The sequence below is a fragment of the Microcoleus sp. B3-D2 genome, from assembly GCF_036705345.1.
GTDB lineage: Bacteria > Cyanobacteriota > Cyanobacteriia > Cyanobacteriales > Microcoleaceae > Microcoleus.
Genome location: NZ_JAUBUG010000018.1, coordinates 23,490 through 48,451, shown reverse-complemented (window position 1 = coordinate 48,451; position 24,962 = coordinate 23,490). Strand labels below are relative to the sequence as shown.

Annotated in this window: 20 protein-coding genes; 11 read left to right on the top strand and 9 right to left on the bottom strand. The window is 45.7% G+C overall.

What is annotated here, in order from left to right:
• Nucleotides 1–109: 109 nt before the first annotated feature.
• Nucleotides 110–955 carry a pyrroline-5-carboxylate reductase gene (proC, locus tag QUB14_RS09570; RefSeq protein WP_333218933.1) on the top strand — a complete coding sequence of 282 codons (846 nt, stop codon included), beginning with the start codon at nt 110–112 and terminating at the stop codon, nt 953–955.
• Between the two features lie 36 nt (nt 956–991).
• On the opposite strand, the gene QUB14_RS09565 is transcribed toward proC, so the two are convergent.
• The 3 genes from QUB14_RS09565 to QUB14_RS09555 all read right to left on the bottom strand — a co-directional run bounded on the left by QUB14_RS09565 (nt 992) and on the right by QUB14_RS09555 (nt 8,500).
• The gene (locus tag QUB14_RS09565; RefSeq protein ID WP_333297165.1) at nt 992–3,388 is read right to left on the bottom strand and encodes a bifunctional serine/threonine-protein kinase/ABC transporter substrate-binding protein; all 2,397 of its coding nucleotides are present in this window, start codon (nt 3,386–3,388) and stop codon (nt 992–994) included.
• 168 nt (nt 3,389–3,556) lie between these two features.
• Nucleotides 3,557–5,968 carry a bifunctional serine/threonine-protein kinase/ABC transporter substrate-binding protein gene (locus tag QUB14_RS09560; protein WP_333297162.1) on the bottom strand — a complete coding sequence of 804 codons (2,412 nt, stop codon included), beginning with the start codon at nt 5,966–5,968 and terminating at the stop codon, nt 3,557–3,559.
• 168 nt (nt 5,969–6,136) lie between these two features.
• Entirely contained in the window at nt 6,137–8,500 is a 2,364-nt protein-coding gene (locus tag QUB14_RS09555; protein WP_333218995.1) for a bifunctional serine/threonine-protein kinase/ABC transporter substrate-binding protein, read from the bottom strand.
• Nucleotides 8,501–8,655: 155 nt separating this feature from the next.
• On the opposite strand from QUB14_RS09555, the gene QUB14_RS09550 reads away from it, so the two are divergent.
• Nucleotides 8,656–9,441, top strand: a complete 786-nt coding sequence (locus QUB14_RS09550; RefSeq protein WP_333218997.1) for a calcium-binding protein — start codon at nt 8,656–8,658, stop codon at nt 9,439–9,441.
• A gap of 97 nt (nt 9,442–9,538) precedes the next feature.
• On the opposite strand, the gene plsY is transcribed toward QUB14_RS09550, so the two are convergent.
• From plsY to QUB14_RS09530, 4 genes are all read right to left on the bottom strand, one after another.
• The gene (plsY, locus tag QUB14_RS09545; protein WP_333218999.1) at nt 9,539–10,219 is read right to left on the bottom strand and encodes a glycerol-3-phosphate 1-O-acyltransferase PlsY; all 681 of its coding nucleotides are present in this window, start codon (nt 10,217–10,219) and stop codon (nt 9,539–9,541) included.
• Between the two features lie 223 nt (nt 10,220–10,442).
• Nucleotides 10,443–11,774 carry a DUF3086 domain-containing protein gene (locus QUB14_RS09540; protein WP_333219001.1) on the bottom strand — a complete coding sequence of 444 codons (1,332 nt, stop codon included), beginning with the start codon at nt 11,772–11,774 and terminating at the stop codon, nt 10,443–10,445.
• A 58-nt stretch (nt 11,775–11,832) separates the two neighbouring features.
• Entirely contained in the window at nt 11,833–12,225 is a 393-nt protein-coding gene (locus QUB14_RS09535; RefSeq protein WP_333219003.1) for a DUF3119 family protein, read from the bottom strand.
• A gap of 63 nt (nt 12,226–12,288) precedes the next feature.
• Nucleotides 12,289–13,083: an MlaE family lipid ABC transporter permease subunit gene (locus QUB14_RS09530; protein ID WP_333219005.1), complete on the bottom strand. Its 795-nt coding sequence runs from the start codon at nt 13,081–13,083 to the stop codon at nt 12,289–12,291.
• A 186-nt stretch (nt 13,084–13,269) separates the two neighbouring features.
• Between QUB14_RS09530 and QUB14_RS09525 the strand changes: the two genes are divergently transcribed.
• A complete protein-coding gene (locus tag QUB14_RS09525) occupies nt 13,270–13,557 on the top strand; it encodes a hypothetical protein (RefSeq protein ID WP_190656534.1) in 288 nt (95 codons plus the stop codon).
• A 45-nt stretch (nt 13,558–13,602) separates the two neighbouring features.
• Here QUB14_RS09525 and QUB14_RS09520 read toward each other — a convergent pair whose 3' ends face one another.
• The gene (locus QUB14_RS09520) at nt 13,603–13,812 is read right to left on the bottom strand and encodes a hypothetical protein (protein WP_333219007.1); all 210 of its coding nucleotides are present in this window, start codon (nt 13,810–13,812) and stop codon (nt 13,603–13,605) included.
• Nucleotides 13,813–14,052: 240 nt separating this feature from the next.
• Between QUB14_RS09520 and QUB14_RS09515 the strand changes: the two genes are divergently transcribed.
• Complete coding sequence (locus QUB14_RS09515) at nt 14,053–14,496, top strand: Hsp20/alpha crystallin family protein (protein WP_333219008.1); 444 nt, start codon at nt 14,053–14,055, stop codon at nt 14,494–14,496.
• Nucleotides 14,497–14,639: 143 nt separating this feature from the next.
• On the opposite strand, the gene QUB14_RS09510 is transcribed toward QUB14_RS09515, so the two are convergent.
• Entirely contained in the window at nt 14,640–14,816 is a 177-nt protein-coding gene (locus QUB14_RS09510) for a hypothetical protein (RefSeq protein ID WP_333219010.1), read from the bottom strand.
• A 23-nt stretch (nt 14,817–14,839) separates the two neighbouring features.
• Between QUB14_RS09510 and QUB14_RS09505 the strand changes: the two genes are divergently transcribed.
• The 7 genes from QUB14_RS09505 to QUB14_RS09475 all read left to right on the top strand — a co-directional run bounded on the left by QUB14_RS09505 (nt 14,840) and on the right by QUB14_RS09475 (nt 24,935).
• Entirely contained in the window at nt 14,840–15,121 is a 282-nt protein-coding gene (locus QUB14_RS09505; RefSeq protein WP_333219012.1) for a hypothetical protein, read from the top strand.
• 1 nt (nt 15,122) lies between these two features.
• Nucleotides 15,123–15,512: a hypothetical protein gene (locus QUB14_RS09500; RefSeq protein WP_333219014.1), complete on the top strand. Its 390-nt coding sequence runs from the start codon at nt 15,123–15,125 to the stop codon at nt 15,510–15,512.
• Between the two features lie 348 nt (nt 15,513–15,860).
• Complete coding sequence (locus QUB14_RS09495) at nt 15,861–16,262, top strand: fasciclin domain-containing protein (protein WP_006634220.1); 402 nt, start codon at nt 15,861–15,863, stop codon at nt 16,260–16,262.
• A gap of 205 nt (nt 16,263–16,467) precedes the next feature.
• Nucleotides 16,468–21,576 (top strand): PAS domain S-box protein, encoded by a 5,109-nt coding sequence (locus QUB14_RS09490; RefSeq protein ID WP_333219060.1) that lies wholly within the window; start codon nt 16,468–16,470, stop codon nt 21,574–21,576.
• Between the two features lie 316 nt (nt 21,577–21,892).
• Nucleotides 21,893–22,120 carry a hypothetical protein gene (locus tag QUB14_RS09485; RefSeq protein ID WP_333219016.1) on the top strand — a complete coding sequence of 76 codons (228 nt, stop codon included), beginning with the start codon at nt 21,893–21,895 and terminating at the stop codon, nt 22,118–22,120.
• Between the two features lie 320 nt (nt 22,121–22,440).
• On the top strand, nt 22,441–23,526 hold the full coding sequence (locus QUB14_RS09480; protein WP_333219018.1) for an amino acid ABC transporter substrate-binding protein: 1,086 nt from the start codon (nt 22,441–22,443) through the stop codon (nt 23,524–23,526).
• Between the two features lie 194 nt (nt 23,527–23,720).
• Nucleotides 23,721–24,935 (top strand): ABC transporter permease subunit, encoded by a 1,215-nt coding sequence (locus QUB14_RS09475; protein WP_333219020.1) that lies wholly within the window; start codon nt 23,721–23,723, stop codon nt 24,933–24,935.
• Nucleotides 24,936–24,962: the final 27 nt, after the last annotated feature.

Sequence of the window (24,962 nt, the reverse complement as noted above, 5' to 3'; positions counted from 1 at the left end):
AATAAACACTGCGGATTAATAACATTAGCTAACAACTAAGTAACCAATGACAACTGACAACTGACAACTGACAACTGATAACTCAAAAGTGACAAGTGACAACTGACTAATGACTAACATAAAATTTGGTACCATCGGCGGCGGGGTAATGGGAGAAGCTCTCTTATCCCGCTTAATTGCACAAAAAGTTTATTTGCCTTCTGAAATATTGGTGAGCGACCCACAACTTCAACGCCGCCAATTTTTGACGGAAACCTACGGGATTGGAACAACAGCCAGCAATCTAGAAGTTGCTGCCGCTACAGAAGTGCTGTTTTTGGCGATTAAACCGCAAGTTTTTGATACGGTAGCTTTGGAATTGGCCGTGGCGGCCGATCGCCAACAGGGCAATAATGGAGAAACGGCTAATTCTGAGCCAGAAGCGCTGGTAGTGTCGATTTTGGCAGGAGTGCCACTGAGCAAGCTCGAACCAGCCTTCCCGGGGCGGGGAGTGCTGCGTGTGATGCCGAATACCCCAGCAACGGTAGGAGCGGGAATGAGCGCGATCGCCCCTGGAAAACTCGTTCAACCGCCTGATTTAGAATTGGTAAAGCGCATCTTTCAGGCCGTAGGAGAAGTGGTAGAAGTACCTGAGAGTATGCTGGATGCGGTGACAGGGCTTTCGGGTTCCGGGCCTGGTTATGTAGCAATTTTGATTGAGGCCTTGACAGATGGCGGAGTTTGTGCAGGTTTGCCACGGGCGATCGCCTCTCAATTAGCTTTGCAAACTGTATTCGGTACGGCGAAGCTAATGCAAGAAACGGGAATGCACCCAGCCGAATTGAAAGATCAAGTTACAAGTCCCGGCGGCACGACTATTGCGGGAATTGCTAAATTAGAGAGTAGCGGCTTTCGATCGGCACTGATCGAAGCAGTGAAAGCAGCTTGTTTGCGTTCTCAAGAATTAGGGAAATAACTCAGGAATGACGCCCAGAAACAATCAGAAATGAGTTCAATCGCACTTTAAACCTGCCGCTGCCGCTGTCGGATACTTGACGGGAACAAAAGCTACACCGAATTGTTCTTTTCGACACTTGACAATATGTACCAATTCGCTGGGGGGATTTTTGCGATCGCCATTCTTTCCAAACTGAATAGTTCCTGTTCCTCCTTCCACAATAAAATTCGGAAGAGAAAGCGTTTTTTGCATTCCTTCGCGGCTGGGTTGCTGCTGCATTTCCATTGCCTTAATCAGTGCAATAGTTGCATCGTAAGCTAAGGCGGTATCGGTATTTACCGTTCCTCCCCACAACTTTTGAGCCTGTTGAGGAAATTTTTTATTAACACTGCTTAAGGGATGCCAGGGGACAGACACGATTAGTTTTTCAAAAGATTTTAGCTGGGATACGGCTTCCAAAGTTCTCCACTTGTAGAGTACCCAAATTCCGGCTATCCAATTGCGATTGCCGTTGGCTTTAACCATTGCGATCGCGTTATTTAATGAATTAGTAATTTGACCGTCTGGAGATAACACGATCGCAGTTTCCCCTGTGCGCTGGATTTGATTTAAAGCTGTTTGGGCGTTGAATTCATTTTTGGATAAATCAAACTCGCGACTTCTGACTATTTTTGCTTTTTTGTCATCTTGAAACTGCCGTTTGAAAGCTTGTGTAAAATAAGAACCAGACGAACTGCCGGGATTGTATAAAACTGTCGCTTGATTTTTGCCTACTGACCGCAGATACTTTGCTAAAGTTTGAGCAGCAAACCGACTAGAATAGGATGTGCGAAAGAAAATTTTTCGATGCTTTTCTGTCAGTTCTTCCGTTGTGCTTCCCGGAGAAATCAAAACCAGGTTATTTTGGTCATAAATATCTACCGCTGATAGGGTAATTTCGCTGGCATAGTGACCGACTACTCCTAAAATATCCGGCTGTTTAACCAGTGCATTTGCTGTTTTAATGGCCTCTGTTTTGAGATTTGCATCGTCAGCAATGATGACTTTCAGACCTTTTTCGTTAATAGCTTTGGCTTCAAGAAAGCTGTGACCGGGAAAGCTTTTATTCCTCTCATTAGCAGCGCTTAATCCTAAATTAACTTGTGTTTGGGCTTGGGCAACGCCGCGCAAAATTTCTTTTGCCGAATCTGCATTAATTACAGAACCATCCTGAGTTCTCAGGATGGGAACGGCAACAGCAATTGTGTAATAATCAGCCTTTTTAGCCTGAAGCCAAGCATTGTTCATGTAAATTAAAGTTTCGGGATCGATGCTGTCTTCTTCGTTCCAGGATTTTTTGAATAAATTAAAAGCAGATTGATAATTAGATTTGGCAAACTCCTCAACTCCCCTTTGCTTTAACCGAGGCGAAGAAGTTTTTACTAGGATTTCTTCGCCGCAACTCACAGCATCTCCTTGGATTAAAGGACAAGTTTTAGGTGTAATTGTGCGTAAAAAAATAGGGGTGGCCAGTCCCGCTGTCATTCCCGCAACTGCCAATGGCAACAAGCCAAAGATCGATCGAGAAAACAGCCTGCGTTTCGGTGGTGGTGAGTGCAATGCTGTTAGCGCTCGCAAATCCTGTAACACTTCAGCAGCGGACTGATAGCGATCGTTAAAGTGGTAGCGCACCATCTTATTTAAAACTTTTTTTAGCTTGTCGCTAATTTGTACCATCGGGCGATCGTCAGTGGAGTAATGCCAGACGAGTTCGCCAGTTTTTTGATGGTTGAAAAAATCAGCAATATCTAAACCTGCGATCGCTTGAATGCCGATGATTCCCACAGCATAGATATCGCTGTTAAATCTGGGCTGATTTTTCCACTGTTCCGCCGGCATATAACCCTCAGTACCAATGGCACGAGTTTGAGTTATTTGACCGTTATCGAGCGCCAAAGTACCGATCGCTTTTACCGCCCCAAAGTCAATCACCGCAATTTTGCCGTCTAGCTTGCGCCGGATTAAGTTTGACGGTTTAATATCTCGGTGAATAATACCTTGAGAGTGTACGCAATCTAAAACTGACAAAATGTCCAGCAATAAATCAATAACTTCTGACTCCTTAAACTGCCTGAGAGAAGCGAGTTCTTTATTCAGGGGATTTCCTTCGATGTATTCTTGAATTAAGTAAAAATTTCCCTGTTCTTGGAAGCGATCGATTAACTTGGGGATGCGCGGACATCGATCGAGATACTTCAGGGTTTTAGCTTCTTTTTCAAATTGCTGTTGTGCTTCTTCCAACAGCCGCGCATCCTTAGATTGAGGCGGCTCAATTTCCTTGACGACGCACAGGGGATTTTCGGGGCTGCCCAAAGCGTCGTTAGCCGTATAGGTTTTAGCAAACCCTCCCTCACCTAATTTAGCGATAATTCGGTAGCGCGCGCGCAGAATATCCCCTGGTTTTAGGCACATAAATTCTCCGATTCCCCGACTGGCTGCACTCGTTGAGGTTGATTTTACCATCGGGCGGGAACGGGTTTATATAGTTTACTCACGAGTATGTAACGCCGCCCTCTGGCGGTTCATGTACCGCGAGCGACGGCGGCTAACGCAAGAAAATTGAATCAATCAGAAACGAGTTCAATCGCACTTTAAACCTGCCGCTTTTGCTGTCGGGTACTTGACGGGCACAAAAGCCAGGCCGAACCGCTCTTTTCGACACTTGACAATATGTACTAAGTCCGGTCGAAAATTTTGGCGATCGCCCTTCGCATCAAACTCAATAGTTCCGGTTGCTCCTGTGGCGCTAAAATTCTGACTCGCAATAGTGTGCTGCATCCCTTCGCGGCTGGGTTGCTGTTGCATTTCTATTGCTGTAATTAGCGTCCGAGTTGCATCGTAGGTTAAAGCTGTGCGGTGGTTGACGTTTCCTCCCCAAAGCTTCCGAGCATTTTCGGCAAATGTGGGGTTGGGAGCAGCTAAGGGATGCCAAGAGGATGATGTCACCAGTTTATTAAAAGACGGTAACTGGGAGGCAGTTTCTAAGGTTTTCTGGCTGTAGATTCCCCCGGTTCCCACTACCCAATTGCGATCGCCATTGGCTTTAATAAGTGCCATCGCATTTTTGACTGCATTCGGGACATGACTCGTACTTAAGACAATCGCTGTTTTCTCAGTTCGCTCGATTTCTTGTAATGCTAATTCAACGTTAAAATTTTTCTTACATAAATCGAATTCAGTGATGCTAAAAATATTTCCTCCTGCTTGTCTAAACTGTTTTCTGAATTCTTCCCACAATGAAGAAGTAGCTTGAATCTCAGGACAATAGAAACCCGCTGCTTTTTTGGAACCTGCGTTTTCAATCAGATAGTTCTTGAAGTTTTCAGCAGTAATTTGATGTCTAGGGACAGTGCGAAAGAAAAACTTCCGACGTTTTTCTGTTAATTGTTCCGTTGTACTCCCAGGCGAAATTAAGACTAAGTTATTTTTGTCATAAATATCGACTGCATGCACAGTCATCTCGCTAGTATAGTGACCGACGACGCCCAAAATCTCGGTTTGCTTCACGAGTGAAGAGGCTCTAGCTTGTGCCTCTGCTTTCAGATTGGCATCGTCAGCGATAATGACTCTAATACCCTTGCCCTTAATGGCTTTCCCTGCTAAAAAACCTTGACCGGGAAAGTCGTTATTGCGATCGGAATTAAAGAGTCCTAGGTTGACTTCTGTTTGGGCATGGGCAATGCCGCGCAGCATTTCTCTAGCCAAATCAGAATTGACAGTACCTCCTTCGCTGTTGCTAATGGGAACGGCAACTGCAAGGGTGTAGTAATCAGCTTTTTTTGCCTTCAAAAGGGCATTATTGATGTAAATTAAAGTTTCTGGATCTTTGCGTTCTTCTTCGCTCCACGATTGTTTAAATAAATTAAAAGCTGATTGATAATTTGCATTAAAAAAGTCATCTACTCCCCTTTCTTTCAATCGAGAACCAGATGTTTTTATCAGGATTTCCTCGCCACAACTCGCAGCATCTCCCTTGATTAAAGGACAAGTTTTAGGTGTAAAGATTTTGTGTATTAAAAATACTGCTAGCCCGAGGAATCCTGCGATCGCGATCGGCAAGCAAACTCTCAATGTATCTTGCCATTGGCACTGAGGCTTCGGCAGCAGAGGTTGTTGTGGAGGGGGCGCAGGTGAGTGCAATGCTGTTAGCGCTCGCAAATCCTGTAACACTTCAGCAGCGGACTGATAGCGATCGTTAAAGTGGTAGCGCACCATCTTATTTAAAACTTTTTTTAGCTTGTCGCTAATTTGTACCATCGGGCGATCGTCAGTGGAGTAATGCCAGACGAGTTCGCCAGTTTTTTGATGGTTGAAAAAATCAGCAATATCTAAACCTGCGATCGCTTGAATGCCGATGATTCCCACAGCATAGATATCGCTGTTAAATCTGGGCTGATTTTTCCACTGTTCCGCCGGCATATAACCCTCAGTACCAATGGCACGAGTTTGAGTTATTTGACCGTTATCGAGCGCCAAAGTACCGATCGCTTTTACTGCCCCAAAATCAATCACCGCAATTTTGCCGGATCTGTTGCACCGGATTAAGTTTGACGGTTTAATATCGCGGTGAATAATACCTTGAGAGTGGACGCAATCTAAAACGGACAAAATATCAAGCAATAAATCAATAACTTCTGACTCCTTAAACTGCCTGAGAGAACCGAGTTCTTTATTCAGCGGATTTCCTTCGATGTATTCTTGAATTAAGTAAAATTTTCCCTGTTCTTGGAAGCGATCGATTAACTGGGGAATGCGCGGACATCGATCAAGATACCTCAGGGATCTAGCTTCTCTTTCAAATTGCACCTGCGCCGCCTGCAAAACCTCCGGATCCTTAGATTGAGGTGGCTCAATTTCCTTGACGACGCACAGGGGATTTTCGGGGCTGCCTAAAGCGTCGTTAGCCGTATAGGTTCTGGCAAAACCTCCCTCACCTAATTGACCGATAATTCGGTAGCGCGCGCGCAGAATATCCCCTGGTTTTAGGCACATAAATTCTCCGATTCCCCGACTGGCTGCACTCGTTGACGTTGATTTTACCATCGGGCGGGAACGGGTTTATATAGTTTACTCACGAGTATGTAACGCCGCCCTCTGGCGGTTCATGTACCGCGAGCGAGGGCGGCTAACGCAAGAAAATTGAATCAATCAGAAACGAGTTCAATCGCAATTTAAACCTGCCGCTGCCGCTGTCGGATACTTGACGGGAACAAAAGCGAGGCCTAACTTCTCTTTTGGACACTCTACAATATGTACTAAATCGCTGGGATGATTTTTCCGATCTCCATTTTCTGGGGAGTTAAACTGAATGGTTCCTGTTGCTCCCCAAGCCCTAAAATCAGGAGATGAAAGCGTTCTTTGCATTCCTTCGCGACTGGGTTCCTGCTGCATTTCCAATGCTTTTATGAGTGCGCGCGCTGCATCGTAACCTGAAGCTATACGAGTATTTCCCTCTTCTCCCCACAGCGATCGAGCCTGTTGAGGAAATTCTTCGTTGGGGCTGTTTAAGGGATGCCAGCCGACAGAAAGGATTAGTTTTTCAAACAACATTTGCGGTTGCCCAGATACAAATTCTAACATTTGCGGACACATCAGCATCCATGCCCCGGCAATCCAATTGCGATCGGCGTTAAGTTTTATTATCTCAAATGCGCTGTTTAAGGCTCCCCTAATATGAGGGTCTGGAACTAACACGATCGCAGTTTCTGCGTTCGCCTGGATTTCCTCGATCGCTCTTTGGGCGTTGAAGTCTGTGTTAAATAAATCGAAATCGCGAATGCAGACTATTTTTCCCCCTTTGCGGTCTCGAAAATACGTTGTGTACTCTTCCTTAAAAGATGCGCTGAATGGGCTTTCCTGATTGTATAAAATTGCTACTTGTGTTTGATTTTTTGCGAGGAGGTAGTCCGCTAAATCTTTAGCGATTAAACTGCTCGTATATTGAGTCCGAAAGAAAAATTTTTTAGGCTCATCTGTTAGCTCTTGCGTGGCTGCACCCGGAGACATCAAAACCAGATTATTGTTATTGTAAATATCTACAGCGTACATCGTCATCTCGCTGCTAGCGTGACCGACAACTGCTAAAATCTCCGGTTGATTTACCAGTGAGATTGCTCTTTGTCTTGCCTTTCTTTCATCGTTCCCATCGTCAGCAATAATTACCTTAAGTCCTTTGCCGTTAATGGCTTGACTTGGTAAAAAATCTCGACCGGGAAAGTCCCGATCGCTAGCATTGGACAGTCCCAAATTAACTTCTGTTTGCGCTTGAGCCACTCCGCGCAGAAATTCTTTTGCCTGAGCACCCAGCAGAGCAAAACTGTCCGGCCTTCTCCCACAAATGGGAATGGCTACAGCAATTGTGTAATAAGGAGCGTTGCTGACCTCCAGAAAAGCATTGTTCAGGTAAACTAAAGTTTCTGGATCTTTGCCGTATTCTGTATCCCACGATTGTTTGAATAAATTAAAAGCTTGCTCTGAATTTGAAGCTGCAAATTTTTCAACTCCTCTTTGCTTTAACCGAGGACGAGAACTGGTAAAGAGAATTCTTTCTCCGGCACTTAAATTATCTGGGAGGACTAAACGAGGGTTTGAGCCCACAGGTGTCCTGCTGTCACTGGCGATCGAATATTCCACTCCCACCTGCGCCGCAGTCTCAATCGGCGGTGAGGGCGATACCACCACCGATCGCAAATCCTGCAAAACATCAGCAGCGGATTGATAGCGATGGTTAAAGTGGTAGCGCACCATCTTATTTAAAACTTTTTCCAGCTTGTCGCTAATTTGTACCATCGGGCGATCGTGTGTAGCGTAGCGCCAGACGAGTTCCCCAGTTTTTTTATCATTAAAAAAATCTTGAATATCTAAGCCTGCGAGCGCTTGAATGCCGATGATTCCCACAGCATAGATATCGCTGTTAAATCTTGGTTGATTTGTCCACTGTTCGGCTGGCATATAACCGTCTGTACCGATGACGCGAGTTTGAGTTATTTGACCGCCCTGAATCGCCAAATTGCTAATACCTTTGACTGCCCCAAAGTCTATCACGGCAATTTTGCCGGAGCGGTTGCATCGGATTAAGTTTGACGGTTTAATATCGCGGTGAATAATATGTTTTTTGTGGACGCAATCTAAAACTTCTAAAATGTCCTGCAATAAATCTATAACTTCTGATTCCGTAAACTGCCTGCCTGAACCGATCTCTTGGTTCAGCGCATTTCCTTCGATGTATTCTTGAATTAAGTAAAATCTTCCCTGTTCTTGAAAGTGCTCGATTAACCTGGGAATGCGCGAGCACTCTTCCAGAGATATCAGGGATTCAGCTTCTGTTTCAAATTGCACCTGTGCCCTGTGCAAAACATCGGGATCGTTCGATTGAGGAGGCCCAATTTCCTTGACGACGCACAGGGGATTTTCGGGGCTGCCCAAAGCGCCGTTAGCCGTATAGGTTCTGGCAAATCCTCCCTCACCTAATTGACCGATGATTTGGTAGCGATCGCGCAGAATATCCCCTGGATTCAGACACATAAATTTTTACTAGGCCTTGACTCGCTGCACCCGTTGGTGTCGATCCTACCACAAATATGACTTTTATGAACTCAAAGTTATGAATATATGAATTGACTTTGAGAGTGGCTGATTTAATAATCTTGGCATCGGAGATTTTAGGGAGAAAATATTTTATGGCTTTACAAAGAGACCCATCAGGATCGTCGCGCTTCTTTGGGGACAATACATCCGAATACACTGATTTACGGTTCGGAAGTTTAGGTAATTCCTCTGGCGGAGTTTTGATGCTCGGAGGTGACGATACAGTCGATGGCTCAATAACCAGCGATTTGATATTTGGCAATGAAGGGGAAGATATTATCAGTGGGGGTTTTGGCAACGATTCTTTATTCGGAGGAAAAGGAAGAGACTCCATGCTTGGAGAAGAGGGAAATAATTTTCTCCACGGGGGTCAAGATGCAGATTTTCTTATAGGTGGTGCGGGAAACGATATTCTATTGGGCGGTAAAGGCAATGATTTTTTAGCCAGCGGTAACGGAAATGACACTCTGGTGGGAGGTTTTGGTCGCGACTTTTTAGCAGGTTTGGGTTATAATAATTCAATTAAAATCGAAGGCAGCAACTTGTACGTCCTCCAACCAGAACCCGGAGTGACTAATATCAATAATGTCGATTTCATTACAGCTTTCAGACCCGCTTTCGATAAAATTGGATTAGCAGACGGTTTGACGGTTAACGAGGTAGTTTTGGAAAGCTTGACAAATGTGACAATCTTACTCTCGTTTGACGTTCCAGAAGCAGGGAAACCCCGGGTATCCCCATCAATCTTAAATCCTGCACCGATAGTGACTTCAGGGACTCTAATCAAAGTCAGAAATTCTGGCGATTTAGTAGGTTTTTTTGAAGGTGTAACGCCGGCTCAACTCCAAAACAGTATTATCTCGGTTCAGGGATTCTAAGCTGTAAGATGGGCTGTAAGGCATCCTGCAAAAGCTTAAATCGAAGATTGGACAGAAAAATAGTAATCTGCAACCAGCGGTACAACAATACTAATTATCACTCGCTAGCTGCTGTTTCCAATTTCTCTCCAATCCTTGGTTCAGTACCGTTTAAAAGCCGCTGAATATTGCTCCGATGCCGCACAATTACAAACACACCGCCCGCTATTCCAAACAATACATAAGCCAGCGGCTGATGTAAAGCAAACATCAATCCAGCAACGCTAATTGCTCCGATAATCGAGCTTAAAGAAACAATTCGCGATACCGCAAATACTATTCCGAAAATTCCGAAAGTTCCCAAACCTACTGGCCAGTACAAACCGAGCAAAACTCCCAAACTTGTAGCCACTGATTTACCGCCGGTAAACCCCAGCCAGATTGATTTGCTGTGGCCCAAAACAGCAGAGAAACCCGCCAAAGTTGCCATCCAAGGGATGACAGTTGCAGTATTTTCTACACCGGCTGCGGTTGCTAGCTGGCTGGTAAAACTGAGAGAGTAAATGTAGCGGATTAGGACGATCGCACTTACCCCCTTCAACACATCAACCAGCAACACCCCCAACCCCGGCCACTTCCCCAAAGTCCTCAGTACGTTAGTCGCACCCGTCGAACCCGAACCCACCTCTCGAATATCAATTCCTAGCATCCATTTCCCCAAGGCGTATCCAGTCGGAATCGATCCCTGCAGATAAGCTGCTATTAGCAATGCCCCATTTAAAATTATCCAGCTAGCCATTTTTTTATTTGAGATTTGTTGTACAGCAGAAGGAAGTTCGGCAACGGATTGTGTAACGGATGTAACGGATGTCAGGAAGAAGAAGAAAGAAGAAGGAAGAAGCAATTCCCGTTAGTTTACTCCTGAATTTCTTCAGTCCGCAGAGGCGGACTTTGTTTGTATAGCAGCGAATTCTATTCGCCGGGAATTGCCGGAATTGATGGTATTAAAGCCGGATTTGATCTCAAAATTCTTTCGCCGTCGTCAAAGTTTGCGGGTCAGAAGCAAAGGCCAACCACAGCGGAAATTGCAGCATTGACAAACTAATTAAATCCTCAGTTTCATCAATGACAATTAGCGGCAATTTGCCATCTTTCACCAGTCGATCGGCTTTTTGAGCCAAAGCTTCCGCAGACTCAAACATAATAATCCCCCGTTCCGGGCCAAAATCGCTGCGAGTAATGCCCAAACAGTCCTGCAAACCCCGGCGCCACTCTCCCAAACGTTCGGGACTGTTGGCGAGCACCAAAGTCCGCACCCGCCCGCCGTAGACGCTTCTGAGTACAGAAATAATTGTCGAAGTAATCAAGATATTTTGCAAGCGCGAACCCATAGTCCGCAAAGCACCCCTTCCTCCTTGAGTGAAAAACCAGTTAGAAACTCGTTCCGCGTGGATGGGTTCAAAAGTGCGGCGGAGTTGCCAAGGCGGGCCGTAGTAGTCGGGGACTGTGCGGTATTGATCGAGGGTGCGGCGAATTTGTTTGGCTTGTTCTTGAAATCCCTGTTCGGAAAATCTGGGATTTATCGGTGCTGAGGATTGAGATTCCTCAGCAGGAATTTGCTTGGGTGTCTCTTGCACTGGTGGCGTCAAATCTAAGAGTTCGGCGGTAGCGGCCAAATCCTGCAAACTGCCTACTAGATAGTCTTTGAAACCCTGGACTCGAATTGCTAAATCTTGGGAAACGCCGGCAAAAGTGGTTCGCATTTCCTTTTGAATTCGATCGCGCCGGCGTTCGAGTTTTTCTACTTCGATTTGTAGCGCTTGTTTGCGGTGATCTAATTGAATCAAGCCGTCTTGTACCAAACGCCCGATCGATGCTTGAGCCTGGCCCAACGCTTCTATAGCATTGGCTTTGTCGGCTTCCAATGCGGCAATTTTTTCAGTCAAATTTTGTTCTTGCTGCTGCAATTCTTTGACTCTCTCTGCCAACTGTTCGGTAACATTTTCTGGGATGTGCGTTACCGTTTCTGGGGTTGCTGTTGGCTGAGAGTCTATTGGAAGCTCAATTTGAGCGATCGGACTTTCTGATTCGGCATCGTCGGTGTTGGGCGGAATTTGGGCGATTGCGCCAGCTTCGTCCACGAATTGGGCGATTTCGGCATCTTCCTCGGCCAGCGGCGGGTCTGTTTCTGGCGGGAGTTGGGCTGGCAGTTCATTTTCGTCGATCCACAAATCTCGTGTTTGAGATAGAAGTTGGTACTCCGTCTGATTCACGGGTAAATCGACTTCGCCGTCACCGCTTGGGGCGGCTGGTTGTGGTTGCGGTTCTTGGGTTGGAGATTCGTCTGAATTCATGGGAAATTTTGTTCGGCGTGGGCACGGAAAAGTTAAAAATTAAAAATTAACAACTTTTTTAGTCTTGACGGGGACAGCGCTGTTCTAAGCAGGTCTGTAGCATTTTACGATCGAACAGAACCGGCAGAAAGTGAATGCTGTTAATTTCTTTGAAATAGAACAAAATCGGCACAGCGGGCCAAAATATCCGCCAATTTTGCCATTCTCGGTAAGGAAAGCGGCGGATTAAGTTGGACGATCGATAAATGTCCAAATCTGTCGGGGTAAATTGTAGCCGGATGGTGGCGGCTTGGTACATCAGAAACAAGCCGAACAGCGAAAGCGGCAAACTAGCCCACTTCTGCACGAACAGCAGCGGTAGGGCCGCCAGTACCAGGACTAGGGGAATCGCATAACTCGGAGCGAGTTCGATCGTACTTGTCGGCGCAGTCGAAGAGGCAGTGGTATTCACGGGTTTAAATCAAGGGTAGTAAAGGAATGTTGCCAATTATTCATATTTTATCCGTTTCCTAGCTTACAAGCCTTTGAGTACGCTAGAGCCCGTCCCCTGAAACATCAGCCAAGTCAGGAAAAAGTTCACAATAAAAATAGCCAGTAAAGCCGTCACCACCGCCGTAGTAGTCGATTGACCGACGCCTTTTGCCCCGCCAGTGGTGGTCAAACCCCAGCTAGTGCCGATTACAGCAATCAAACCACCGAACACAAAAGCCTTAATTGCCGCGCTGCAAATATCCCACAGACTCAGGAAATTGCGGACTGATTCTAAAAACACGCTTTGAGAGATGCCGTACATCGTCGTAGCAATCAGCAATCCGCCGAGGATGCCGGTGACGAGACACATGATGGTTAAAATTGGCAGCATCAAGCAGCAAGCAAGGACGCGGGGAATTACTAAATAGTCGATCGGGTCTGTTCTGAGCATCAGCAGGGCATCTATTTGTTCTGTTACCTGCATCGTGCCGATTTCCGCTGCAAAAGCCGAACCTACCCGTCCCGTCACGATGACGGCTGTTAAGACGGGGCCGAGCTCGCGAGTCAAAGACAAAGCTAAAACGCCACCTACGACATTGGCGGCACCGAGGTTAATAAATTCCCTGGCTACCTGAATAGTAAATACCATGCCGACAAAACCCGCCGTCAGCAAAGCAATCAGCAGAGATTCCGGGCCGACTGCTGCCATTTGGTCGATGGTGTTGCGGCGGTGAATTTTGCCTTTCAGCAAGTGCAGCATGACTTGGCCGCCCAATAAAGCTGCTGCCAGCAACCGCTGACTCCACAAACTGAGGCTCGAAGATGTAGTGGTGCTCAAGGGGATTTCGAGTGTAGAACAACTGCAAAAAATGAAATCTATCTACAAATCTTAAACAAGTTTTTTCTATAACATTTAAGATTTCTGACAGAACTGGCCACTGACGGCGATCGCTGCCTATCGTAGAAAAGGACAAGTTTTGTTTGCTTGCACCTTTCGGCAGTTTAGCTGAATTTACTGACTCTTATGAGCATTTTTCCCAATTTTCTTCGCTCTGTACTGCTGACCAGCCTGTTGAGCTTTGTCGCCCCCGTCTTGTTAATCGGCGCGGGATTGACTAGCTTTTCGCTGATCGGCTTCGTGCCTGCTCTCCAAGGAGTTGGTCGTTCTGGAGAAGACATGATTTTGCAGTTCTTAGCTACTTTCGGCAGCGGCTGTCCCCTCCAGGGCTTTTTCGTCATTGGTCTAACTTTTGGTTTGGTGGGTGCTTTGTTTGATACCTACGCTTCTTATCAGCATTCGCGGTGGAGTTAATTTTGTTTCGTTATATGTGGAATGTGAGATTTTAGGTTGGGAATTCTAAATTAAATCTAAAATCTCAAATTGTTGGGTTCCGATGCGATCGAATAGCGCCACCTGCAATGACTTCGCCCACAAACGGATAGTTGCTAGCAGACAGGAGTGGTGGAGAGCAGAAAATTTTAGACCAAAGTTAAAATTTCCCGATTCATGTGTGGAGTCAATCTCAAATCTCAACTCTCCAACCTCGAAGCTGCTGACTTCGCCCAAAAACGGATACTTGAAATTTTCGACTCTTGGTCAAACTTCCAGATTTATCTGTGGAGTCAATCTCAAATCTCCACTTTCAAACCGACTCACTCAACATTATTGCTCGCAAATGTTCGGTAATGCGATCGACCTTTTTGCGGAAAACCGAATCTCCCTATTTCTGAAGCTGAAATATATTAAATACAGGTTGAGTCAAGTGTTTCTCAACCCTAAAAACTTCAGATAGTCGAGGTATTAGTTATGGCACTTATTCGTTGGGAACCTTTGCGGGAAATGGACTCCTTGCAACGAGAAATGAATCGGTTGTTTGATAGCTTGACTCCGGCAACCGATCGCGCATCTAACGGTGTTGCTTTTGTACCCGCCGCCGAACTCGATGAAACTCCCGAAGCCATCCACCTTAAGTTAGAAGTTCCAGGCATGGAAGCTAAGGATTTGGACGTACAAGTAACCGCAGAAGCTGTTGCTATCAGCGGCGAACGCCGTCACGAATCTAAGAGTGAAGATAAAGGCATGACTCGCTCGGAGTTCCGCTACGGTTCGTTCCGCCGGGTGATTCCCCTACCCGCACGGGTTCAAAATGACAGCGTAGAAGCTGAGTACAAAAATGGAGTTTTAAACCTGACTTTGCCTAAAGCGGAAGCAGAAAAGAACCGCGTGGTAAAAGTGCAAATCGGCGGCTAATAATTGTTCCCTACTTTAGTTAGTTTTAGTTAATTAGTAGGGGGGCGCAAGGCACCCCCTATTTGTTTTGGGAATTGATAATTGGTCATTGGGAATTGAAAATTGTGCCGAAAAGCATTGGGCATTGCGAGTTTGAGGAATGATTATTCCTTTTTCCTTCTTCCTTCTTCCTTCTTCCATCCATCCGTTACATCCTCAGAAAGCGAATCCGTTGCGGAACTTCCTTTTTCCGATTCTGCAACTGTGCTAAACTCGAAGATGAATGGTTGGTGAGGAGACTTGCGTGCCGAGTCAGGGAGTTGGAGGAAATGGAATTGCATCTGAGTTTGGAGACTTAACGGGGATGACTCGCCAAGAAGTCGATGATTTTTTGCGGGGATTGGGTGCAGAAATCAGATCTACTAAAGGTGGTTATCTTGAATACGAATTTGCCGATCGTTCGCGAGTTCATATTCGTACTGATGGTGAAGTTGTACGCACCCCAGCTCCAAAATACGCTTCAGATGGCAGCAGAATAAACAAAGGTTTGCGTCTTGACAAAGATGGCAGCTTAGTCAAAACACGCGATGAATTTGGTAACCCAATTTTGAGTACACACAATACTGGAGAAAAAGTGAGTAATTAATATGCCTGATGATTACAACTTGCTTAATTTAGGTGGGCTAACCTCCCTCGTAAAAAATGTCAATGTGTCTTTGTGGGGAAATCAAATTTTATTTGAATTTATTTACGATCCTACAGGAGAGCGATTGCCTTATAGCATAGTATTTCATGACTGCCGAGACATCAGTTGGGAGGTTTTCCATCCTGAAGATGTAAACGATCCCGAAGCTGAATTGATTGGCATTCATTTGGGTGAAAACGCGCACCGGAAAGCAGCTTTGATTCATACAGACATTTTTGAAATTTCTATTGTGTACGGCAGTTTTAGCATTCACAAGGGAGAAAACCTAAATCCTGAAGTAGCAGATTTAGAAACAGAGGTTTTGGTATCACAATCCCCAGCAGTATTGTAGAAATTGTAAACCCCCGCGCGGTTAAATTGCCAAGGCGTTAGTAATATTATGTCGTGTAAAATAACTATTACAGTCCTGGACGCACTCCGACTCCTCGAAACTGGGTTTTTTACCTAATCTGCGGGTTTTAACGAAGTATTTTCGTAAAAAACCCGGTTTCTGGGCCCCCATGCGTAAGTCCTATATTATTAGGTTTGTAGTGAGGACTGAAGTCCTCAGCAAAAATCTGAGGATTGAAGTCCTCACTACAAAATAATTACCAATTTTTCAAAAAAGACAGTAGGTATTGTTGCCAGCCTCAGTTTACGATACTTAAGAGAACATTTTTTGCAAATGAGGTAAAACACAATGCCTGATATTGTTGATATTGCCGTAGGTGCGGGTTCGTTTCAAACCCTGGTAACGGCGGTGCAAGTAGCTAATTTAGTAGATGCGCTCAAGAGTCCGGGCCCTTTCACTGTCTTTGCACCCACTGACGATGCTTTTGCGAAATTGCCGCCGGGAACTATCACAACCCTAGTGCAGAACGTTCCCCAACTGACCAGGATTTTGATGTTTCACGTCGTATCGGGGAAGTTTATGAAGGCTGATTTGGCAAAACTCGGTTTTGTTACTTCCTTAGAAGGTTCGCCGATTAAAATTGATTGTTCTGACGGTTTTGAGGTGAAAAATGCTACAGTTGTCGCTGCGGATATCGAAGCAGACAATGGCGTCATCCACGTCATCGATAACGTGATTTTAATGGGATAATTTCGCCGTCTAATCTCGCTGCGGGAGCCAAGCAGGTGCTTTGCGGTGCCGCTTTGCTCCCGATCGCGCCCTTGTTTTTTTTATCGGTTGAAGGTAATTTCAATATAAAAAAGTTGTTTTTTCGGCGGATGTATTTTAAGATGATTGTTTGAAAAAGTTTAAAAATCAATAATTATAATATAAGCAAACCAGTTTGGTGAGCACTATGCAAATCCTAGCCGCCAGCCTCAAAGCAAAAGTCCGCCAGCGTACCTTGGAACTGCAAGTTCTCCACGAACTTACTGCAAAAGTTCAAGCGGCTCTCAGTGTTGAGGAAATTTGCTCTGCGTGTCTGGCACATCTCGATCGCCTCATTCCCACACAGGCGATCGCAATTTTGACGCTATCGGACGATCAAATATATCTGGAACACTTACAGCCGTTAAGTGCTAGCACTAAAGCCGAAATGGAAGGGCGCTTGCAAGCTGCTCGCGCTGAATGGCTTGCTGGCAATCGGGACTGGGCGCACAACATCACTCCGCCACCAATGGCTCAGTTTCAGTCAGTCTTGATGGCACCAGCCAACCTGGATGACAGTGAAGAATTGTTGGGAGTATTTTTCATTGGTGCAGAGCAAGCAACTGCTTTTAATTTGGAACACCTTTGTTTGCTCCACACTGTAGCTCAAATTTGTGCCAAACAGTTAGTAACTTTAGCACGTCAAACGACCAGTGCCAAGGATAGATTTCCAAATAATTTTGCTCTGGATTCTGAAAGTCAAGAACTATTGTTGCGGGCTGTAATGGAGGAGGGCCCGGACAGAGTTTTTGCGAAAGATAGAAACTTTAGATACATTTTTGTAAATCAAAGTTTTGCTGAATATTTGGGAAAAAATGTTGAGGAAATTATCGGCAAAGATGATATTGAATTAGGGTTTTCAGCGGAATTAGTATTTGGCGATCGCAACAGCCAAATTAGGGGCATCCGCGAGGAAGATCGAGCTGTGCTGGCTGGGGAGAGGGTTCGCAATCCCTACCAGGCGATCGTCTTTGAAGGCGGAAAACAGCACGTCTTTGACACGCAAAAAGTGCCGCTATGCGATGCAGAGGGTAATATATTTGGGGTTTTGGGTTTTTCTAGAGAGATTGGTCAATTGCAGGCCACAGATGAAGCCAGGAATCAAAGCCAAGCCAAACTGCAAAAAATTACTGCTAGCGTACCGGGTACGGTATATCAAATTGACTTACATCCAGACGGCTCAATGGCTTTCTCATTTGTGAGCGCCGGCTGCCGAGAATTGTATGAAATCGCACCAGAGGAGGCTCAGCAGGATATTAATGTAATTGTTAACATGATTCATCCCGAAGATCGAGATGATTTCCTTAACTCGCTGACGCTTTCTGCTGAAAATTTGCAGCCTTGGCGCTGGGAAGGAAAAATTGTCACTCCGTCAGGAAAACTTAAATGGGTTCAAGGAGCTTCTCAGCCAGAATTCCAAGCATCGGGAGAGATAGTTTACTACGGTTTGTTCACGGATATTAGCGCCCGGAAACAAGCTGAACGGAAGCTGCAACTTTATCAACAAATCTTTTTGAAATCCAACGATGCGATCGCGATTTTAGACCCCCAAGGCTATTACTTAGAAACAAATCAAGCTCACACGGCTTTGCTGGGTTACAGTGCGTCAAAATTGTGGGGAAAAACCCCGGCAAATCAGATGGGACAACAGGCATTTGCGTCGGTACTGCAAAGCTTGGCGGAAACAGGGAGTTACCGAGGCGAAATCACCTTTATTAAGGCTTTGCAAGAGGGAACAGTTGAGGTGGAGCTTTCGGCTTTTGCGGTTCTCAATGATGCTGGGGATGTAGTTTGTTACGTAAGTGTCAAAAGAGACATAACCGAACGCAAACGAGCTGAGGAAAAACTAAAGCTTTACCGAGAAATATTTTTAAACTCCAACGATGCGATCGTGATTATCGATGCTGACGGGTTTTTCCTCGAACAAAATCGTGCTCACCAAACGCTTCTAGAATACACAGACGCGGAATTAGAAGCAGAAGCGTCGCCGCTGGTTGCGGGCGAGCGCTTTTCGGCAATTGCCCAAAGTTTAGCGGAAACTGGAAGTTTTCGGGGCGAAATTACTAACTGCACTAAAAAAGGCCAGACGCTGGCGATCGACGTTGCGGCATACTCTGTGATTAACAACGCCGACGATGTAATTTGTCATGTCTGCGTCAAGCGCGACATTACCGAACGCAAAAAAGGAGAAGAAGAACGGCAAAAATTTGTGTCGCTGATTGAAAACAGCAGCGATTTTATCGGTATGGCTACTCTAAAAGGCCAAACGCTGTTTGTCAACGAAGCCGGACGGAAAATGGTGGGGGTAGAGAATCTTTCGGAAGTGCTTAATACCGAGATATGGGAGTATATCGGCCCAAATTTTAAACAGAAATTCAGTCAAGAGATTTTGCCAACAATTAGCAACCAGGGCCAGTGGCAAGGAGAAGGTCAAATGCAGCACTGGCGCAGCGGAAGACGCATAGATGTTTTGATAAATGCTTTTCTGGTCAAGCACCCTCAAAGCACCGAACCGCTGTGCTTTGCTGCGGTAATTCGCGATGTCACCGAACGCAAGCAAGCTGAGAGAATGCTGCAGGAACAAGCAGAACAAGAACGGCTTGTTTCGGCGATCGCCCAGCGAGTCCGGCAGTCTCTCAACCTCACTCAAACTCTGAGCACTGCTGTACAAGAAGTGCGGCAGTTGCTGGCAACTGACCGCACAGTAATTTATCGTTTTGAGTCCGACGAAACAGCGGTTGTTGTTGTGGAATCTGTAGGGGATGATTGGATGCCACTGCTGGGCAGAGAAGTTCCAATGACATCCTTTGGGGAAAGTTATGTATCTCTATATAGTGCTGGACAAATTCAAGCAATGGCAGATATTTATACTGCCAGTTTGAGTGAAAAACACCGAGATTTACTTGCTAGTTTGCAGGTCAGGGCTAATTTAGTTGTACCAATTTTTATAGGCGATGAAAGTCAGGAGTTGGCAACAGAATATTTGCCGAAAATTCCCAGAATTTGCTCCCATGGAAGGAGTTTGGAAACGAGTCAAAATCGGTTGTGGGGATTGCTGATTGCCCATCAGTGCAGAGGTCCGCGCGTTTGGACTGATTCTGAGGTGGATTTACTAGGAAGGTTGAGCGTACAGTTGGCGATCGCCATTCAGCAATCTACTCTTTTTGAACAAGCGCAGCAAGCCCGAGAAGCCGCCCTAGAAGCGTCTCGAATGAAGTCGTTATTTTTAGCAAATATGAGTCACGAAATCCGTACTCCCATGAATGGAGTGATGGGGATGACTGATTTGCTGCTGAAAACGAATCTTACTCCCGAACAGATTGACTTTGTACAGACGCTGAAACTCAGCGGTCAAAATTTACTCTCCATCATTAACGATATTCTAGATCTCTCCAAACTGGAAGCCGGAGAAATGCGCTTAGAAATACTAGAATTTAACCTCAGTATCTGTATGAATGAAGTGCTGGATTTGTTGGCAACTCCCGCACAAGAAAAAGGTATAGAAGTGGTGGCACTGATTGACAACGACGTGCCGCTGCAAATTAAAGGTGATGCAGCACGGTTGCGGCAAATACTCACTAATTTGATCAACAATGCTATAAAGTTTACAGAAGCAGGAGAAGTGGTCATTGAGGTGGCTAATGCTAGTAATCCTGAGTTATTGGCAGCCAGCGATAATCAGAAAATTTTAGAGAATATCGAACCGTTAAAAATAGAAAACAAGGACTCGATGCTCCTGCTGTTTAAAGTCACAGATACAGGAATAGGGATTGCTCCCGAAGACCAAAAAAAGCTGTTTCAATCTTTTACTCAAGTTGATGCCTCTACAACAAGAAAATATGGTGGAACAGGTTTGGGCCTGGCTATTTCTAAGGAGTTGGTGGAGTTAATGGGTGGACAAATCGGTGTGGAAAGTACCCCTGGCCAAGGCTCGACTTTTTGGTTTACTGTGCCGACAGTTAAGGAAAATTTAACTGGTGTCGGGACAGCGTGCGAAGTGAATTTGGAAACGGTGCTGGCGGGGCGAAAAATGTTAATTGCTAGCGACAAGCCGACAGTGCGAAAAGTGTTAGTGAGAATGGCAGTTGTGTGGGGAATGGAGGTGGAGGAGGTTGAGAACGGTTGGATGACGATCGCATCTCTGTACAAAGCTGTCAGCCTTAATTCCCCTTACGATATCGTTTTGGTTGATATTCAGTTGCCGGAAATGGTGGCGGGAAGTCTCGAACGCTTGAGGATTTCTGAGCCGGCAATGCAGCAGACAAAATGGGTGGTGCTGACTTCAATGACTCAGCTTGGAGAAGCGAAACGCTTGGTAGATAGCGGTTTTAGTGGCTATTTAACTAAACCTGTGAAAGCTCACCGACTATTTGATTGCTTGGCGAATGCGATCGCCCCGAGTACACTGATTGATGAGCCGCTGGCAAATTCAACGTCCAATCGAGCCTCGGCTATTGACAACCGGGACTTAGCAAGTTTAAAGATTTTGTTAGTTGAAGATACTCCAATCAACCAAAAAGTTGGTCTCAATCAACTCAGAGTTTTGGGATGCGCGGCGGATGTGGCCAATAACGGTGCAGAGGCGCTATCTATGGTTGCTCTGAAAAAGTATGACATTGTGTTGATGGACTGTCAGATGCCGATTTTGGACGGTTACGAAGCAACGCTGGAATTGCGCCGCCGGGAAGCTGCAGATGTTGCTGCTGGCAAGATGCAGCCGCATCAAAAGACGGTGGTGATTGCGATGACGGCGAATGCTTTGAAGGGCGATCGGGAAAAGTGTCTGGCGGCGGGCATGGACGATTATATTAGCAAACCTATTGCGATTGAAAAGTTAAAATCGGTACTAGAAAATTGGTCGGCCAAGCTAAAAATTGAAACTCCCAAGTTTAAGGGCGAGGAACTTCAAAATTCTGAGCCAGATATCGAATCGGTAGTCGATATGGCACGTTTGCACGAAATTTCGGGCGCTGATTTAGAGTTTGAGCGGGAAATACTGCAAGTTTTTGTGGTGGATACTGGTAGTTATTTAGAAGCTGCTAAGGAGGCGATCGCCTCGGGAGATATGGAGACACTCGCCCGCCAGGCTCATCAAATTAAAGGTGTCAGCGCTACGGCGGCGGTGCGGTTAATGCCGGAGATGGCAGATCAGCTTCAAAGTCGGGCTGAATCAAATGATTTGGAGGGGGCTACAAAAATCATCGCTGAATTAGAAATAATTCTGGCGGGGGTTCAAAAGTTTGTGGCTACTGAGTAATCAATCAATTTTCTCTTGAACCGGGCTATCGGGCCCGATCCCGGACAGCTCTTGGCAGCCCCCGCGAGCGAGCGCGTGTAAAGATTTTTAATCTTTTATCAAGATATTTATCTCAATGTGAAGGAATTGGGAACTCTTATAACATCTTGTGTGTTGTAACTTATGACACTACTGTATTAAGTTATTGTGGTCAAATATAAAATAATCATTAAGCCGATCGCCCGGAAGGTGCTTTTCGTCGATCGGCTTGAGACACCAAGACCAGCTTTTCGCTATGCCCGCCCATTAAGTGCGTATTTACGCTCAACGAGGTTTTATGACTCCAGTCATGTTACGCCAACTCTGGTCATTAATTGAGACCACCCAAGCTACTCTGTTAGTCAATTTAGACGATGCGACCTTGGTACAGTGGCTGCTAAAGCAGTTAAAAACGAACTCTGCGCTTAATGGCAAAGAAGCAGATGTGTTGGACGAATACATCCAGTCTCGGCTTTCCCTAATCCGCGATTTAGCTGAGCAGCGGCTAGCACCAGAGCTACGGTGAGCGCATTCAATCAAAATCGGATAAATATTCCAGGGAAAGGCGATGAGCCCTTGCGCTGGCCAGAAAAAGCAGAAAAGAAACCCGGTTTCAAGGATAAATCTTGGGTTTGACGACGAGGCCTCCAGCCGGAAACCGGGTTTCTAACTCTGGGCTCCCAGTTTGCTCAAAAAAAAACAGGCGGGTAGTCGGTGCAGTTGCCGCAGTGCAGCACCGGATGCAGAACGGCTAATTTGAAGCCTGAGGCTTTTGTAGTTCGCAGATCGCCACAGTTCTCGACAGCTACAAGGTAGGATTGTCAGGAAAGCGTTCTACTAAAATCTATGCGTAAATGGGGATTTCTGCTACTAGCAAGTGTGTTATTTGTGGCACCGTTGGCGTCTTGTAGGGATCGATCGGCACAAACCGGACAAACAACAGCAACAACTACTGCAGGCGGCAACTCGCAACAAGGTTCAAGCCGGATAGATACAATTGTCAGCCGCGGCAAACTGATTTGTGGCGTCAGTGGCGAACTGCCGGGTTTTAGCTTTTTAGACGAAAAGGGCAAATATTCGGGACTGGATGTGGATGTGTGCAGGGCGGTAGCGGCGGCAATATTTGACGATCCCGAAAAAGTCGAGTACCGAAAGCTCAACGCTAAAGATAGATTTACAGTTTTGCAGGCCGGAGAAATCGACATTCTCAGCCGAAATACCACCTACACGGCGAGTCGGGACAGCACTACCGGACTGGAATTTGCCCCAGTGATCTTTTATGACTCTCAAAGCATCATGGTCAAAAAAGACAGCGGCATCAAAAGTTTAAAAGATTTTGCGGGCAAATCTATCTGCGTGCAGACAGGTACGAGCACGGAACAAAATTTGTCCGACCAAATGCGAAAATTAGGAGTTAAATACACTCCTGTGGTGTTTGAAGATGTGAATGCTGTCTTTGCTACTTATCAAGAAGGTCGCTGTCAAGGTGTTACTGCCGATCGATCGCAGCTAGTCTCGAAGCGGACAACTCTGCCGAATTCCGAGAATAATGTTGTTTTGCCGATCGTGATGTCAAAAGAACCGTTAGCCCCAGCGGTAAAAAGCGGCGATCCTAAATGGTCTGACGCGGTGAAATGGATTATTTTCGCGGCGATTGAAGCTGAAGATTTGGGAATTAATTCAGGAAATGTAGACCAACTTGTTGCAAGCACTACAGACCCTAACGTCAAACGTTTGCTAGGAACAGAAGGAGACTTAGGTAAAGGTTTGGGGCTCCCGAACGACTACGCAGTCCGCGTTGTGAAGAAAGTCGGGAATTACGGGGAAATGTACGATCGCAACCTCGGGCCCAAAAGTACACTCAAGTTAGAACGGGGTCAAAACAGACTCTGGAAAGATGGCGGTTTGCTTTACTCGCCGCCGTTCCGCTAATTTTAGTTAACTGTTGACTGTTGACTGTTGACTGTTAACTGTTGACCGTTGACTGTCAACAGTTAACCAACAAGATATTTTAGACAGCAAGGTACTCCGCGCTTACCCGACTTTTAAGGTGCTTGTTAGGCGCACCCTACAAGATATTTTAGGCAGGCTAAAGTTAGGTATAGTTCGCTCTACATTAAACAGTTATGAACCCAGAACCTCAACCGGGCAAATCGCAGAAATTGCCCAAATTTAAAGATATATCAAAACTGCTGCGGGACGATCGCTTCTGGAAAATAGCCGGACAGGCGATCGCCCTAATTTTAGTAATAGTTGTGATCGCGATTCTTTGGGACAATCTCAGTGCCAATTACTCGCAACTGGGGATTGCGTTTGGATTTGATTTTCTCAATTCCCAAGCATCTTTTGACATCGGCGAAAGCGTGATTCCTTACAGTCCCGAAAACACTTACAGACAAGCTTATTTTGTGGGTTTAATCAACTCGCTGCGGGTGATGGGTCTCGGCATTATTTTCGCAACTGTTGCGGGTTTGACTGTAGGAATTGCGCGCCTTTCCGACAATTGGCTGCTGCGGAGTTTGGCTGGTTTGTATGTGGAAATTTTGCGAAATACGCCGTTATTGCTGCAATTATTTTTCTGGTATTTTGCAGTTTTCATTTCCCTGCCAAAACTGGAAGACAATCAGCAGATGAGGGGGCCGATTTACTTGACAAATCGCGGCATTGCTGTACCTTGGCCGGTGGCTTTGCCGGGTTTTGAGATTTGGTTGATTTTGCTAACAGTCGGAGTTTTGGCGGCGGCGGGGCTGTGGATGTGGCGGGCACGGGTGATGTTGGAAGAAGCTAAGCCGGGAAGACAGTTGTTTTGGGCTCTAGGTGCGATCGGGCTCAGTGCAATCTTAGCTTTTATTATCACCAAAAATCTGCCTTATCGTCTAGATTTCCCCCGCCTGACACCAGAATTGCAGCTCGAAGGAGGATTAAAATTAACTCCAGAATTTGCCGCCCTGGTGACAGGACTCAGCTTGTATACTGGCAGTTACATTGCAGAAATTGTCCGGGCCGGAATTCAGTCAGTATCGAGAGGCCAGTGGGAAGCGGGAAAGTCTTTAGGGCTGAAGTCTGGAACAATGATGCGGATGGTAATTTTGCCGCAAGCTTTGCGGGTGATTGTGCCGCCTTTAACCAGTCAGTATCTGAATTTAGCTAAGAATTCGAGTTTAGCGGTTGCGGTTGCTTATCCCGACGTTTATTTTGTGGTGGGCTCTCCGACCTTGAATCAGACCGGTCGGGCGATCGAAGCAATGTTAATTATCATGGTAACATATCTAACAATTAGTTTGATAGTTTCTCTGTTCATGAATTGGTACAATAAAACCGTACAAATCAAGGAAAGATAAATAGGGGAGATTTAATCTCTTTTAATT